The 15,516-nt window shown below is 68.8% G+C and carries 12 protein-coding genes; 7 read left to right on the top strand and 5 right to left on the bottom strand.

Annotated elements, in window-relative coordinates; genetic code table 11:
• Positions 1 to 60 precede the first annotated feature (60 nt).
• From AVL59_RS22705 to AVL59_RS22675, 7 genes are all read left to right on the top strand, one after another.
• Positions 61 to 987: a TniQ family protein gene (locus AVL59_RS22705; RefSeq protein ID WP_257785129.1), complete on the top strand. Its 927-nt coding sequence runs from the start codon at positions 61 to 63 to the stop codon at positions 985 to 987.
• A gap of 133 nt (positions 988 to 1,120) precedes the next feature.
• Positions 1,121 to 1,831 (top strand): hypothetical protein, encoded by a 711-nt coding sequence (locus AVL59_RS22700; protein WP_067307421.1) that lies wholly within the window; start codon positions 1,121 to 1,123, stop codon positions 1,829 to 1,831.
• A gap of 18 nt (positions 1,832 to 1,849) precedes the next feature.
• Complete coding sequence (locus AVL59_RS22695) at positions 1,850 to 4,198, top strand: Mu transposase C-terminal domain-containing protein (protein WP_237281909.1); 2,349 nt, start codon at positions 1,850 to 1,852, stop codon at positions 4,196 to 4,198.
• Positions 4,195 to 5,265: a TniB family NTP-binding protein gene (locus AVL59_RS22690; protein WP_067307417.1), complete on the top strand. Its 1,071-nt coding sequence runs from the start codon at positions 4,195 to 4,197 to the stop codon at positions 5,263 to 5,265. The genes AVL59_RS22695 and AVL59_RS22690 overlap by 4 nt, the downstream gene beginning before the upstream one ends.
• A complete protein-coding gene (locus AVL59_RS22685) occupies positions 5,198 to 6,529 on the top strand; it encodes a TniQ family protein (protein WP_079146895.1) in 1,332 nt (443 codons plus the stop codon). Before AVL59_RS22690 ends, AVL59_RS22685 begins: the two co-directional genes overlap by 68 nt.
• A 574-nt stretch (positions 6,530 to 7,103) precedes the next feature.
• The gene (locus AVL59_RS22680; RefSeq protein ID WP_067307412.1) at positions 7,104 to 7,313 is read left to right on the top strand and encodes a hypothetical protein; all 210 of its coding nucleotides are present in this window, start codon (positions 7,104 to 7,106) and stop codon (positions 7,311 to 7,313) included.
• A gap of 59 nt (positions 7,314 to 7,372) precedes the next feature.
• Positions 7,373 to 9,649: a restriction endonuclease gene (locus AVL59_RS22675; protein WP_067307410.1), complete on the top strand. Its 2,277-nt coding sequence runs from the start codon at positions 7,373 to 7,375 to the stop codon at positions 9,647 to 9,649.
• Here AVL59_RS22675 and AVL59_RS48905 read toward each other — a convergent pair.
• The 5 genes from AVL59_RS48905 to AVL59_RS22645 form a co-directional block, all read right to left on the bottom strand.
• Positions 9,639 to 10,438 (bottom strand): IS5 family transposase gene (locus AVL59_RS48905; protein ID WP_237281908.1). Its coding sequence is split into 2 segments (ribosomal slippage): positions 9,639 to 10,100 and positions 10,103 to 10,438, totalling 798 coding nucleotides; the frame shifts between segments, so codons are not numbered across the junction. The genes AVL59_RS22675 and AVL59_RS48905 overlap by 11 nt on opposite strands.
• Before the next feature lie 212 nt (positions 10,439 to 10,650).
• Entirely contained in the window at positions 10,651 to 11,148 is a 498-nt protein-coding gene (locus tag AVL59_RS22660) for a DUF6420 family protein (RefSeq protein WP_067307406.1), read from the bottom strand.
• A 43-nt stretch (positions 11,149 to 11,191) separates the two neighbouring features.
• The gene (locus AVL59_RS22655) at positions 11,192 to 12,013 is read right to left on the bottom strand and encodes a hypothetical protein (RefSeq protein ID WP_067307403.1); all 822 of its coding nucleotides are present in this window, start codon (positions 12,011 to 12,013) and stop codon (positions 11,192 to 11,194) included.
• A 526-nt stretch (positions 12,014 to 12,539) separates the two neighbouring features.
• Entirely contained in the window at positions 12,540 to 14,228 is a 1,689-nt protein-coding gene (locus AVL59_RS22650; protein ID WP_159400015.1) for a hypothetical protein, read from the bottom strand.
• Between the two features lie 186 nt (positions 14,229 to 14,414).
• Positions 14,415 to 15,485, bottom strand: a complete 1,071-nt coding sequence (locus AVL59_RS22645; RefSeq protein ID WP_067307398.1) for a hypothetical protein — start codon at positions 15,483 to 15,485, stop codon at positions 14,415 to 14,417.
• Between the last annotated feature and the right edge of the window lie 31 nt (positions 15,486 to 15,516).

The following is a 15,516-nucleotide window of genomic DNA, read 5'->3' as shown; positions in this document are numbered from 1 at the left end:
GGACGTACCGGTGCGCGGTGGAGGTGCTTGGTGGAGCGTGTGCGGCCGCTGCCTTACCGGATGCCTCTGGTGGACGGCGAGTCGACCGGTTCCTATGTGACGCGGCTGGCCGCCCGTCACGGACAGTCCGTCAGCCATCTTCTGGCCACGGTGGGCGAGGGGCAGTCCGCCGCCGAGGTCGCTGCGAGGGAGAGCGAGCTGTATTTCAACCGGGCCGCGCGCCAGCGGCTGGTGGCGATGACCGGGCAGCCGCTGGCGCAGCTGACGCGGGCGCTGGTGAGCCTGCGCGATGAGCACCTGCTGCCCGACTCCCCCGGCGTGCCGGCGTGGAAGTGGCCGTGGCGGCCGCACGCCGGGTTCCTGGTGCGCGGGTGCGCGCTATGCGCGGCCCGTCGCGGCGTGCTGGATCCGGTGTGGCTGATCAGGCCGGATCCGTGGTACGTCTGCGTGCGCCACGGCCGCTTTTATGACGACTCCCGCGACGACCGGGTTCCCTTCATCGATCTGTCGCCGGGCCCGCATGTCCTTCAGGCCGAGCGGCGGCGGCTCCGGCTGGTGGGTTCGGGCCCGGTGGGTCGGCTGCTGGTCGCTGATGCCTTTGGTGTCCTGGCGCACGAGGCCGTGTCACTGCCGCGTCTGGGCGGCGGGCGGACCACACCGTTGCGTCTGCTGCCCATTGTGGCCCGTGTCGCCTCCCGGATGGCCTCCCTGGAACGGCGCCGCTTGGAGTGCCAGCTCGGGCCGGACGAGCACCAGCACTGGCGCGACCAGGTCAGCAAGGATCTGGGATGGCAGCTGGGGACGGCCTTGGACGCATGGAGCCAGCAGCATCCGCCGCTCAGGCGTGAGCGGGCCGAACGCCTGCAACAGCGCTGGCAGCTGTTGTCGGCCGCCCCGCATAAGGACGTGCCGGAGATGGCTTCCGTCGACAAGCTGACCTGTGTCCCCTGGGAGGTGCTGATCCGCGGCCCGCGGCCCTATGGCTGACCTGCTGGTCCGGCGCCGGGGCGGCTGGAGCTGTCGCCCCGCCGCCGCAGGGTGTCGCCTAGCATCGGGGTCAGCACTCCCAGGCCAGCTGGGGCCTGGGGGGTGTCAGGCGCGGAAGGGAATGCCCTGGCCGATGGACATACAAGTGCAGTACCGAAGCGCGGCAGGCCGCACCTGCCGCGACGAGCCGGCCGGGCTGCGGGGGGTGCCGGTCGAGGAGCGTGAGCCGCTGTCCGAGCCGCGCGCGTACAAGGGCCGCCGCTCCATCCTCACCAAGTGGGTCTCTGCCTCCGGGCAGGTGGTGTGGTGCACGAGTACGGTGCAGCTGGACGCGGCGATGCTCCTCGACTTCGACCCGGACATCGTGTGCTTCCAGTCCCGGGTGGTTCAGCTGCACTGGGAGTTGGACGGCCGGCGCGGCACCGTGGAGCCTGCGTTCGTCGCCCGCACCCGCGACGAACGCAGGCTGGTCTTTGCGCATCCGCCCCGCGATGGGGCGGGCGTGGAGGAGCGGGTACTGCGGCAGTCGGCCGACAGGGCGGGCTGGGAGATACGCCCGCTTCAAGCGCCGCAGGGGGTGCTGCAATCCTCGCTGGAAAGCGCCGCCCACTTTCGCGGCCCGGAGTTCGCCGCCGACGACCGCGCCCGCCAGATGCTGCTGGATGTATTCGCCACGCCGCGGCCACTGCAGGCGGGCGCGGCGGCCTCGGGCCTCGGGCTGAAGGCGCTCGGCTATGCCTGGCATCTGGTGTGGATGGGTGAACTGACGTGGGACTGGACCGAGCCGCTGCTGCCGACCTCGCCAGTGTGGACCAGCCAGGCGGCTTCTGCCGGGGAAGCGTAAAGGATGGCGGCGGCCGTGATGCAGGCGGATACGGGAGAACAGGCCGGACTGCGGCTGGGGGCGAGGCTGCGCTGGCATGGCGGCACCTACCGGGTGCTGGTGCTGCAGGGCGCGGAAGTGCAGCTGGGCTGCCTGGACGAGGAGGGGCTAGATGCCCGTGCCCTGGTCTCAGTCGTGGTTGGCGCCGACGACTTCGCTCTCCTCGACGAGGATCTGCAGGAACTCGAGCAGGAGCAGGTGACGGACACCAGCCGTCTGTCCGTCCTGTCAGAGGCCGAGTTGAAGCTGGTGCGGGACTGGGAGCGCCATCTGCGGGAGATCGACGACGGGGTGCCTCCGGATGCCGAGGAGGGCGCGGTGCCGCGCCCCGGCTACGACCCCGACCGGTTCACCGTGCGCCAGCGTCTGGCTGCCAAGGCCGCGGAGATGAAGGCGCTGGGCTTCAGACATGCCTCGGCCGGCACGATCGAACGGCGCAGGCGCGCGTATCAGTCGCGCGGTGTGTTCGGGCTGATCCGCGAGATCGTGCCGGGCTCGCCCTGGGGGCGTACTGATGAGCGAGTGGTACGGCTGCTGCTGGCGGAGCTCAAGGCGGGGCTCGGGGAATCCGACGGGGACGCCAGCCGGCTATATGAGCGGCTGCAGGCGGCTGTCCGGCGCGAACACGAGGCCGAGTACGACGACTTGATGATTTCCCGGGCCACCTTCTACCGGCTGCTGGGGCGGCTGGGCATCAACGTGGCCTCGTTGCACTGGCCCACCGACCGGCGCCTGGACGAGGCCAACGGCGCCGTGCCCCCGTACACGCCGACCTTCGCGCGACGCCTGGGCGAGCAGGTGCAGATCGACTCCACCGGCCTGGACATCATCGCGATCGGCGACGACGGGCGGCCGGTGCAGGTGGAGTTGACCGCGGCGATCGACGTGGCGTCCCGGACCATCATCGGGGCGATGATCGTGCCGAAGGTGCCGGGCCGCGGCCCCCGGGGACGGCGGCTGGGCGGACGCGCCACCCGTTCCTTCGACGCGGTGCTCATGCTGGCCCAAGCCTTGGCCCCGATGCCCGCCCGGCCCGGCTGGTCGCCGCGGGCGCTGGCAGAGCAGTCCGAAATGCCGTACGCGGATCTGGTGGCGTGCGATCCGCGGATGGCCGGTGCGACCGCACGGCCGGTGATCCGCCCGCGGATGGTCATCGTCGACCACGGCAAGATCTTCAACAGCGAGCACTTCGATGACGTGTGCCGGATGCTACGCATCAAGGTCCGCCCGGCCCGGGAACGCACCGCCACCGACAAAGCCATCATCGAAAGCACCTTCAACGCGATCAAGCGCCGGTTCTCGCAGTACGTGACCGGCTACACCGGCTCCGACCTGAAGCGGCGCGGAAAGCACGTCGCCGAAGGGCCGTTGTGGAGCCTGAACGAGCTGCAGGACCTGCTCGACCAGTGGATCGCCCTGGACTGGCAGCAAAAACCGCACGACGGGCTGCGCAGCCCGTTCCTGCCCGGCCTGACGATCAGCCCGAACCGCATGTACGCCGCGCTGGTGGCCGCCGAGGGTCATGTACCGCTGGTACTGACGCCGCACGAGAACCGCAAACTGCTGCCGTTCACCCGTCTGAAGGTGACCGACAAGGGCGTCAGGATCGGCAACCGCACGTACAACAGCGAGGCCTTGCAGGAGTACAGGAACCGGCATTCCGGGATTCCCGGGCAGGGAAAGCGCTGGCAGATCCGCTACAGCCCGTATGCGCCGCGGTTCGTGTGGCTGTGGGACCACACGAAGGATGACTGGGTGGAGGCGGAATTCATCCACCAGCGCCTCATCAGCGACGAATGGACCCAGTGGACCTGGGAGCAGGCCACCCTCACCGTGCTCGAGGACGGCGGCCACAAGGAAGACCAGCGGCGCATCGCCCGCGAGGTGTCGGCGCTGCGCGAGCGGGCCCGGAAGGGCCCCGACGTACAACGCCCACGCGTTCCGAGCCTGTTCACCGGGCCTGTGCTGGACCTGGACGTCCCCCAGGCAGACCCGTATGAGGGGGTGCCCGATCCTGACCCGGCCGTCGTCGTGCGTGCGCCCTCTCTGTCCGGGGATGCCGCACGCATTCTCTCTGCAGGCTGGCCCGGCCCCGGCCTCATGGCCGCGGCATCGCGGCCGGATGGGGAGGCTGCCGTCGAGTACGCCTGTGAGGGGGATCCTGCACCGGCGGGGCCGGTCGAGCGGTACGGTTCCCTCAGCCTGCACGGCAGCGCTGCCGATGTCTTCGACCGCCTCCATCCCCGTACCCCCATCGAGCGCTGGTCCGCCGACAGCCATCCATCGTTGGACGACGCACACGACGAGGAAGACGGAGAAGAGACGTGAGCCGGGAAGAGCTGATCCGTTCCTTCGGCCCGAACGTGGCCGGTGCGGTGACCGCGCCCATCGACGTGTCGTTGCTGACCACGCTTGAGGGTTGGAATCGTGAGGCCTCGCGCCGACTGGCCGCGCCTGATCTGGCCGACTGCGCCCCCAAGGGCACACAGGTCGGCCTGCTCGATCCCCGCCTGATGTACCACGGCGACATGCTTCCTGTGATCACGCCGGCGCTGCGGCGGGGGCTGCTCGATGCCAGGCGTCTGCTGCGCAAGAGCCTGTTCAGCACCCTCGGCCGCAGCACGGACCTGGTCCTTGACGGAGACCGTGGCACAGGCAAGAGCACGATGCTGATCCAGATCGGCCGCGGCTTCCAGGCGCTGATCGAACAATACTTCGGCCCCGACCCCAACCGGATCCCGGTCGTCTTCATCACCGTTCCGCCGGAAAGGGAGAGCAACCTGCACTGGTCACTGCCCTTTGCGGAGTTTCTCGCCCTGAACCACACCCTGAACCCCCAGGACCGCACACGCCGTACCGTCGACATGACCGAGCCCGTCGCCCATGTCATGAAGCAGGCGGGCACCCGGCTGGTCCTCGTCGACGGCATCAACCGCATCCAGGACAACGAGATCAGGGCCGCCTTCGACTACTTCGAAGCCCTGCAGGACCGCACCAACGTCACCTTCATCTACTGCGGCACCGGCGCTCGCGAAATCGTCCACGAAGCCCGCTACGACAAACGCCGCAAGAACCTCCCCGACGTGGTCAAAGGCAAGACCTACTTCAGCGACCTGCCCGTCCTGTGGGCAGGCGTCATCCCCTACGGCGACGACTGGCACAGTGTCGTCCAGGCCTTCGAAGAAGATCTGCGCCTGTACGACCACAAGTCCGGCACACTGGTGAAGCTCTCCCGCTACCTGCACCAGCGCACCGGCGGTTACATCGCCTCCCTCAACGACCTGATCTGCCAGGCCGCACAAGAGGCCATCGAAACCGCCACCGCAAGTGCACCGGAAGCCATCACCAAGCAGCTCCTGGACGACATCCGCATCGGCCGCGGCGACAGCCGATGACCCGCCGGAGGTCACGGAGGAACTGACGACTCGAGGGGACACGCCGTCGTTTACCAGGAGAATTGAGGGGCTATCGGGCGTGGCGCCACCGAGAGGGCCGAGGCCGTGCAGTACGCCTCTCCACCGCGCTCTGCCGCAGCAAGTCCGTTTCATCAACGCGGAGTCGACCGGCTCTTTTGTGCGCCGTCTGGCGCTGGCCAACGGACTGGAGTTCGCCGGGCTCCTCGACCTGATCGGCCGCGGCCGCAAGGCACTGCCCGCCCTGGGATCTGCCGAATTGTACTTGAACGCGCCGGCGCTGTCGCAGCTTTCGGTCCTCACCGGCTGCGCTCCGCCTCGGCTTGCGCAGGCTTTGCCTGCTGCACAGCCGGAGCGCCTGCTGCCCGGCCTGCGCAACTATCCGGCCTGGCGCTGGTTTCCTCAGGAGAGCGGGCAGCAGTACCTGGTGAGGGCCTGCCCGTTGTGTGCCGCAGCCCGAGGAGCCACGCAGACGGTGTACGTCTGGTCTGACATGCCGTGGCAGGTGTGCCTCAAACATGGCACGTGGCAGGACAACGTCCGCCCGGAGGGCGCCTGGCGGCCCTCGCCCGAGGCCATGGCGTGGATTGCGCGGGCGCACCAGCGTCGCAGGCTTTTCGAGCAGCATCTGGGTCAGGCGGGACGAGCTCTGTTCGCCGACGCCCACGCGACCTGCATGTACTGGAATCAGCAGGTTGTGCGATTGCGGGGCTGGCGTGAGCGGCAACGACAGTTCACCAGGATGGACGAGAGTACCCCCATCCTGCAGTCGCTGGCCATCTATCCCGAAGCCGTCGAGCTGGCCAAGCTCTTTGGGCGGTACGAACGTCAGCGGCTCACAGGAACGCTCGACCGCATCCTGTGGTGGCGGCAACTGGCGCACAGGATTGAAGAATGGGCCCGCCCCCTTCGATGGGGGCTTGTTCGCAACATGCTGTGGCAAGAGTGCGGGCTCAATCTGCCCATCACCGCGTGGATCGCCCACCACGATCCGTATCTGCGGGTGCACCCCAAGCTGTACAGGATCACAGGCCCTTGCAGTCGCGCATTGCGCCGCACGCGCCGCGTGCCGTCGTACGGGCGGCATCGCGCCCACGCCGACGGTTTCCTACCCCTGGACCAACTTTCCTGCCTGCCATCGCCTTCCAGCAGTGAATGGAATGTGAACGAGCTGGGCGACTGGGCCCAAGCCACTGGATATCAGCAACTGCGAAGTCGTGCGCTGGGCATGCGGCTTGGCTTCTGATCGGGGCGGCTCGTTCACGGGAGAGGGCAGGTCCGCCAGGAGCCGCTCACTGCGCAGCAACACCCTTGCCGCATCTTCGTGTTCACCGAGACCGAATAATCCGGGCTGAGGTCGTGATCCTCGGTGTGACGCCCACGACAGGCATGGCGCCCTTGGGCTCGAGTCTCGTGCGAGACGGCTGCGGGTGGGCCGCGCTGGGTGCGCGGCCTCACCGCTGGCCGGGCGCACCCCAAATGCGCTGCGGTCCAGGTGCCTGCACGGTGGTGTCCGAGGTGCCGACTCCTGCGGACAGGGTGTCCCAGACTGGCCACACGAGGCAACATCAAGCCCGGACGAGCCTGGGACAGACGCCCCTCGCTTTGAACTGCTGTGCCGTTAGCAGCCCGTGAGCAGGACATATGAGTCAGGACGCAGGCCTGGACGCAGGTGGGACAATCCACTGAACCCCAGGTTCCGGGTGGAGCGGCAAGCGTCTGATCCGGCAGCATCAGAGAGGCGTGCAGCGGCGGTCTGGCCCCAAACCTCCCGTCGGCGATGGGCACGCATGTCCGAGGTGCTGCAAGGGAGTTCATACATGAGTAAGACCCTGCTCTGTGTCGGGGACGGCACGCCGGTCCCGCGTCATCTGTCCGAGGCAGTGACGGTTGTCGCTGTGCTGATTGTGGTGCTCGGCGCGCTGCGTTCGGCGTCCGCCTGGCAGGGCGCCGCCCAGGCGCTGATGGCCGAGACGGTCGCCGCCGTGGTGGTGGCCGTGGCAAAGCCGTCGCCGTACGGCCGTATGTGACGGCTGGTCTTGTCATGGCGGGGCGACGGGAAAGGAAACTTGTTGCCCGGGTGCCGGAAATGGCAGAGGTGGCGCACTGGCTGCGACAGTCGCGCCACCTGTCCGGCCTCACCTACGAGGAACTCGCCCGGGTGACGGGATTCAGCAGAGGAAGCCTGCACCGGGCGGCAAGCGGCTGGCGCTCGCCCTGGCCGGTGGTCGAGGCGTTCACCCAAGTCTGCGGCACGGATGTGGGCACGGCCAGGGTGCTGTGGCTGAAGGCCAAAGAGGCCCTCGAGGGCACCGACCTGGTCCCGGATGTGATTGCAGTCGGACACGTAGGCACCTTCGGTGAACTGCGCGCGGCGATGGGTCACTTGCGTGTTCTGGCCGGCCGGCCGAGCCTCAGTGAACTGGTCGAGCGGAGCGGGGGGAGACTGAGGCGCAGTACCTTGGCCAGCGTCCTAAACGGAACATCCCATCCCCGCAGAGAGCTGGTTGCGGCGTTTGTCAACGTCGTGGGTGTGGGCGGCGACGACGCCGCTGGCTGGGCAGCGGCGTGGGATCGCGCCCAGGCCCACTTGCGGAGTGCGCGCGAGGCGAAGGCCCCGATGAAGCCTTTGGCAGTGGTGCCGTCTCCGGCCCTGCTGTCGGTCCTCGGTGATCTGCCCCTGTCCGACTGGGCCGCGGTCGCGGAAGTGGTGGACGTCGTCCGGAAAGGCGGTGAAGGGGAGGTCCCCGCCTCGGTCGCGGTCGACTTTCAGCACGATGGAACCGTGCGCGAACGCGACACGATTACCATCTCCTGCCCGGACACCGGTTTCGACCGTGAAGCCATCCAACAATTGTTCCGGATCAGCTGGGCAGGCAGGCCCCAAGAGCAGAACGAGTTCGGCCCCGGCTTCCTCGTCGCCTGTCTTCGGCTGGGCTCACGCATCACACTGCGCACCGCCCAGCGGCACGAGCCCGCATGGACCGTCTTCACTCTCGATCTGGCTTCCCTCGCCTCCGGTACCTCCTGGCGGATCCCCATCGGCGCAGAACCCAAGACGGAGACCGGGCAGCAGGGCACACGCATCACCATCGAAGCCCTGCGCTCTGCCTGGCCCTCCAACATGCAACACCGTCTGCGGCGGCACCTGGGCGACGTCTATAGCTACATGCTGCGCGAGCAGCAGATGCAGCTGACCGTGTCCGATTCTGTGGTGACCCCCCGAAAGCCGTGCATCTGGGGAGAGAACCGCTTCGTCCAACGGCGTGGTCAGGACATCAGCGCCGTGCAGAAGCTCGACGTGGTGCTGGCCACGATGTACCGGTGCCAGGACTGCTGGCATCCCAGCCCGCTCGGCTCGCCGTGCTGCCCGCAGTGCCAGGGAACGCGGCTGGAGCAGACCGAGCACCGCGTGTGGGGGTGGCTGGGGGTACAGCGCTACCTGCACCAGCGTGACTACGGCATCGACTTCTACTGTAACGGCCGGAAGATCCTCGCCAGGGACAAGCGGCTGTTCTCCTTCGCTGAAGATCCTGAGGAGATCTTGGAGTACCCAGTGGACCCGCCTGCGAAGGGGCGGCTGGTCGGGGAGATCCACTGCGACCACGTGCCCGTCAACTTCACCCATACGGCGTTCGATTACAACAGTCCGGAATGGCGTGGGGTCGTCCATGCCATCCGCGGTCCGGGCCCGCTCGCTCCCCTGCGGGCCCAGAAGTTGGGATTCGCGCCCAACACCAGCCCCCTGGCCACGCTCTTTGGCGCTTTCCGCAGGAACGACCCCGGACTGCGGTGTCTGATTCCCGGAGACGGTGCCCGGGCCCTGCACGACACTGCCGCCACCTGGGCAGAGCGCTTCCACAAGGGAGACCCTGCTTACCGAAGCGACGAGGCGTGGTACGACGCCGCGCTCCGCCACGACAGGCCAGCCCCGACCCCAACGGTGGTTGACGATCGCATCGATCTTGCGCATCTTGACCCGGAGGATCTCAGCGACCTCGTCCACCGCCTCTACATGAACCTGCACGGCCCCACCGAGGGGCCCCGGGAACTGATCGGGCCGGGAGCAGCAACCACGGTCTTCCGGGACAGGCCTCGCTCCGGCGAACGCTGGGTGCTGCAGACACGACGCAGTCACCACGCTGTGCCGCTCGAGACGGTTCACGCGCTGGCCGGGCAGATGCTGGATGTGCAGGCCGTCCGGGGCATCCTGGTCACCACCGGCTGGTTCGGAGCGAGCAGCCGTGCGTTCGCAGCCCGCTCCGGGCTCATCGAGCTCGTCGATGGTCGGGCGCTGAAGTCTCTCCTGCACGAGCACCTCGGTATCGAGGCACGTCTGCGGCTTAGAAGTCATCTCATTTGGTGAGTCTGCGGTAGCAGATGAGGGTGCAGGCGATGCTGGTGAAGGCCAGGAAGTGTTCGGCTTTGCGTTCGTAGCGGCGGTGGAAGCGGCGGCATCCGGCGAGCCAGGCCATGGTGCGTTCGATCGTCCAGCGGTGGCGGCCCAGCCGTGTGGAGGGCTCGATGCCTTTGCGGGCGATGCGATGTCGGATGCCGCGGCTGCGTAACCATCGGCGCAGGTGGTTGTAGTCGTAGCCTTTGTCGCCGTGGAGTTTGGCGGGCCGTCGTCGGCGCGGTCCGCGCCGGGAGCGAATGGGTGGGATGCCTCGCACGAGCGGTTCGAGGGCCTGGCTGTCGTGCAGGTTGGCACCGGATATCCCGACGGACAGGGGCAGCCCGGTACGCTCGGTGATCAAGTGGATCTTTGAACCGTACTTGCCGCGATCCACCGGATTCGGACCTGTCAGGTCCCCTTTTTCAGGGCTCGCATGTTCACCGAGTCGATCGCGCAGCGAGACCAGTCCAGTTCACCGCGAGAGCCGAGTTCGTCGAGGACCAGGCGATGGAGCTTCGCCCACACCCGGGCCTTCGACCACTCGGCGAAGCGCCGGTGAGCCGTGGGCCCTGAAAGCCCGAACGAGGCGGACGGCAGTTGCTGCCACGTGCAGCCCGACGTGGCCACGAACACGATCGCAGCCAACACCTCCCGGTCGCCGTGCCGGCGCCGGCCACCACCCTGAGGCCGACTCGGCGCCTCCGGAACCACTCGCTGGAACAACTCCCACAGCTCATCCGGCACCAGCCGCTCAACGATCCCCACATCTGGAGCCTATCGAACACCCCAAATGAGATGACCTCTTAAAAGGTCAGCCATGGGTGCAGGACTACCGTCCAGCCGCACATACGAGCTCGGGCAGAGGGGTGGATCGCTACGCTGGTCGCAGGTGCGGCGCTCCCCCCGTGGCGCCGCACCGACCCGCCTTCAGGGGCTCGCCCGTATCGCTGCGGCAGGCGGACATGGGGCGTCTAGCCGCCGCTGGCCTGGTCCTCCTCGCCCTCCCGGCGGACAGGCCCGGCCAGTGCTTCGGCCTCCTGCATGAGCCGGTCTGCTAGAGCGAAGTCCCCCAGCTCGACCGCGAGCGCGGCGCGCACGAACGCGGCGAGCGCGATGCTTCCGTTGCGCACCTCGAAGATGCGGAACACCCCGTCCGCGTACGCGGCGCGGTGTCGGCACCTGGACTGCACGCAGTACCCCTCGGCGGCCAGGGCGAGCCGCTTGAAGGCGCCGTTCTTCTCGTCGGTGAGCTGGGCTGGACAGCCCAGGTGATCCAGCGTGATCCGGATGTGGGCGCGCATCTCGGCCGGGCGGATGGTGAGCCGGCCGCCGCCGGGCGTGACGTAGCGGCCCGGTGTCACCGGGCCGTACGGATGGATCAGCGGCAGATCCTTGTCCACCGCGTGCAGGGCGGGCAGTCCGTCGTACTCGAAGTAGGGGCCTGCAATGCCGTTGTGCTCGATTGCCATGCGGTCCTCGTCTCGGTCGCGGGGCGGGCGCCGGGCCGTCCCGTCACGCGCTGGTGCCGGGCACGTTCCGCAGCAGTGCGGAGGTCATCGCCAGCAGCGTCTCCGCCTCGGCCCGGTCGTACTTGAAGTCCTTGGTGACCGCGTCGTTGTGCAGGGCGCCGCAGGTCTGGCCGTACAGGGCGTCCTGGATCCGCCACCACCGCTCGGTCTGGCTGCACTGGCTGGGGACCTTCCTCCCGGGGTTGTCCCAGCCCGCGTTCTCCCGGACCCACTCCAGTGCCCGCCTGATCTGCAGGATGGACGCCGGGATCTCGCCCACGGTCAGCAGCCGCTGCGCTTCTCGCAGGGTCCGGCCGACCTCGTCCCTCTCCGGGTCGCCGAGCGGGTACGGCACGGCCATCTCGAACGCCGCGGAGGGCCCCAGCTGCGCGAGCTGCTGTTCCCACCGGCTCTTGGCGATGGTGATGTGCGCCGTGTCCTGGGCGCTCCCCGGGTAGCCGGGCGCCTGTGGCAGGGTCGCGTTGAGGTCGATCTCGAACCGGACGTCGCCGGTGCGGCCCTCCTCGATCGCGTGGATCTGCAACGAGGTCAGCGGGAACGACAGGTTCATGCGGTGGACGGTCACCTTCGGGGTGTACGCCAGGTTCGCCGTGGTCCGGGCGAGGCGGGAGCGCTGCCCCGTGGTATCGAAGCCGAACAGGTCCGCCTCCAGGGCGAGGATCTTCCCGGCCTCGGTGAAGGGCGACACCCCGACGGCGAGTTGGACGCTCACCTCGTGGGCTCCCAGCGAACGGTGCAGCCACGTCTGGTCGCTGCTGACCTCCGCGGTGAACCGGATGTCGTCGTCGAAGCGGAATTCCTGCATAGCTCCCCCAAAGGGCGTGTCGATCACCCGATTCTGCCGGGCGGGCCGCCACATCACCCCCGATTTCCCCCAGCCACGGGCTCCAGCCCTCAGGCCCAACGAACCCAGCGGCCGTCGACCCAGGCTCGGCGCAGCCAACTACCCAAACAAGGAGGCACCTGGCGTCTCCCGCCCAGGGGCCCCCGGATATGATCACAGCACACCCGATCTCCTCCCCTACTTACAGCCCTCTCAATGGGTTTGCAGGCTGGTCTCAATCCTTGCAGCCTTGCAGGTCAAGGCGCTGTTTGGCCGGTTAGGTCTCACTTGATCGCATTCTCACTCTTTGCAGCATCACAGGTCAGAGACCTACTAGAAGACCATCAGGATGCAACACGACTGAGACGACATACCCCTCGGGCGGGCGTACGTGTGAAGTACGCGGGATGTCGGTAATCCGGGCGTCGTTTGCTCGGCCTGCATCCCTTTTTACGAAGAGGGCTCGTGCCTGTTGTATCGGTGGGTGTCACACGCTTCCTCCTGGAGGTCACCGGCGCCGTCGGGAGCTGCGCTCCCTGGGGGCGTAGCGGTCGAAGGCCTCGCCCCACGCCTGCTGCATCGAACGCTGCGTGATCAGAGAGCTCCTCGCGTGTGCGACGGTGGCCAGCCACTGCACGAGGTCGGTGGAGGCGCCGGCCAGGAACTCCCCGGTCACCGACTGTCCCGGCCACCGCCAGGTCGCCTTGTGCACCCGGAACCGTGCGCCGATCCGGCTGTCGAGGCGGGTGGCCTCGTCCGTGAATTGGCGGACGTTGCCGCGCACGTGCCGTAGGTGCCGCAGGTCCTCGTCGTCGCAGCCGTCCAAGGCCAGCTCGTCGATGATCTCGTCCATGGCCCGCAGGGTCGCCGTGCGGGCCTGGGCCATGGCCTCCTGACGTTCCTCGGCGCTGATGAGACCGAAGTCGTATGCCGCGCCCACCGGGACGTCCAGCGCGAGATAGAGGTCGGGCTCGTCCTCGTCGCCGAACTCGTGGTTCCAGTCAACGAGTAGGGCCTCGATGTACTGGAGGATCTGATCGGGCGGCAGACCGGCCGCGGGGGCGAGCAGTGCTGCGGCGCCGGGCACGGGCTCGTAGCCCGGCGCATCCGGTCGGCGCTGAAGTGGCCACACGGCCTGCCGGTTGCGGTGGGGAAAGGCCAGGACGCGGCCCTCGCCTGTCCATGCCGCGTACGGCTGCGGCAGCCCGCCGGTGTCCGCGGCGGCCGGGGCGACGGCGCGCCAGCCGGGCGGGCGGGTGAGCACCCAGCCGGGCGGGTGGACCGCGTACTGGGGCGTGTCCGTCCGGGTGCGGTGGGTGAGCCAGTCCTCGAAGTCCTGCAGAGCCACCTGTCGTTCGGCCCGCCACACCGCGGTGCCGCCCCGCCCACTCCAGTCGTAGTCCGTGGTCCCCCGCTTGAGGTAGCACCGGCGCTCCTCGTCTGCGTGGAGAGTGTCCTGATGCAGGTCATCCCAGGCCTCGCCCTCCTCCTGCAGCATCCGTGCGTTCGCCTCGGCCTGCGGGCCGGTCAGCAGGTCGCGGGCAATGTTGTCCGCGACCTGGAATCGGGCTGGGGAGTGCCAGGCCACGTCCTCCTCGAGGGCCGTCGCGATCCTCAGCAGGCGCTGGTCGTACTCATCCAGCTCGGTGTCGGGCGTCCAGGCCGTCGCCTTACGTAGCTCGTCGGCCGCGTCCAGGAGGTCGAGCTCCGGACCGGTGATGAGCGCGGCGGTCGCCAGCCGCCACAGGTTGCGGGCGGCGCGGTGCCGCAGGAGGGGAAGCAGCCCGTCCAAGAACTCGTCCGTGAACGGCTCGGCCACCGCGATGGCGGTCACCGCCGCGTCGGTCAGCACCCGTCCTTGGTAGTCCCGAAACGCCCGCTCGTACTGCCCCGGCAGCAGCAGCGAGACTGCGCGGGCCCGCTCCAACAACGCGGAGCTCGCCCTCAGCCGCAGGGGCCGGTCCTGACGCGGATCCTTACGCCAGCGCGGCGGGGGCGGGTAGCGCAAGACGGTGGAGATGTGCGTCAGCCGGTCGTCGGGATCAACCTGCTCCTGCCGCTCGACATGCTCGGCCAGCAGACGGCGCACGGTCGCGTCCCGCGAGGCGCCCTGCCGGGCCGCGACGGCGGCCAGCGCATCGAAAGCACAGAACGGGACCCTGACATTGGTCTCCATGTACTTCGGATTCACAGGCACCCAGGGATTATCCGGACGACACCGCCCCCAGCGCGACACGGGGCACGGCCCGGAGCGCGCCGACCGTACGCAGCCACGGGGTGCGCCCCGTAACGCACAGCAACGGCCGCCCCGGGTCTCGCTCCAGCCAAAGACGTAGCCCTGGAACCTTTACGTCGCGTGCGGCTACGGCAGGCGCGGCAGGACTCACGGCCCTTCGGGCCTGCTTGAGCGTCCCCAGCGGTCGGGCAGCGGCTTGTACCGGGCCCTCAGGACGCCAGCTCTGCGGGCTTTGCTGGTCCAGCTCGATGCCGTCCTGTAGCTGACGTTCCACAGGGTGCAGATCAGAGGCAGTGGTGGCTGTTCCTGGGCCAGGGCGAAGAGGTAGGCGTCAGTGACCTGGCGCAGGTGGTCTGGTCCCCGGGTCCGCACGGGTTCACCCACGACGCCCCGGGCCGTGGTGAGGTAGAGGTTGCCCTGCAGAGCCGCGAGCCCGCGGGCGAAGACGTCGTCGAGCGGAGCAGCGGCAAGAACCTTGTCCGTCAGGTGCGTTCGCCAGCCGCCGGCGTGCGTAATGTCGGGCTGGATCGCCCATCCACGGACGAACACGTTGCCCTCGCGGGCACCAGGTTCGATGCGGAAGGACCAGTCGGGACAGTCGGGCAGGTCGCGCAGTGTCGCTCCGTTGGTTCCCACGGTGGTCTGCGAGGAGGGCGGTTGGTGTGGCGGGCGCGGCAGCGGGATCACCCCGCGCCGGTCCGGCTCGGTGCGGGGGCCGTGGCGGCTGGAGAGCGGATCCTGTCCGAGGATCTGACGCCTGCGCGCCTCGGCCAGCCAGTTGTCCACGGTGTCCACTCCCCTGCCCCAGACAGCGGCGATCACATGGCGCGGCGGGAGGTGGCGGGCGACCGCAAGCGCGTAGACCGCGGCGACGAGCAGGCAGAAGTCGCGGCTACCGCCCCGGGGACGCCGCGTCCAGCCGGCATCGAGCTGCTCGGCGGCGCGCGTGGAGACGGTCGCCGCCACGGTGGCGATGGCTAGCACCCGCTCCCAGTCGACGGCGCGCACCGCCCTCGGCGTCACCCTGCCGGGGCGGGCGCCAGGAACACGCAGGCGCAGGGCGGCAGGCCGGTGGATGTCGTGCTCGCTGCGGCGCAGGCCCACCGTGAAGACAGCGGTCCGGGCACCCTCCAGCCCGCTGATCTCGACACGCCCGGCCTCCGCTCCGGGCCGCTCGCAGGCGGCTCCCTTGTCGTACAGGGTCACCGACACCCACATGGGTCTCCTCCTCTCCCCCAAGTCCTCATCC

It is taken from the genome of Streptomyces griseochromogenes (assembly GCF_001542625.1).
GTDB classification, from domain to species: domain Bacteria; phylum Actinomycetota; class Actinomycetes; order Streptomycetales; family Streptomycetaceae; genus Streptomyces; species Streptomyces griseochromogenes.
Note: the sequence above shows the minus strand (reverse complement) of the source record. Positions and strands in the feature narration are given on the sequence as shown.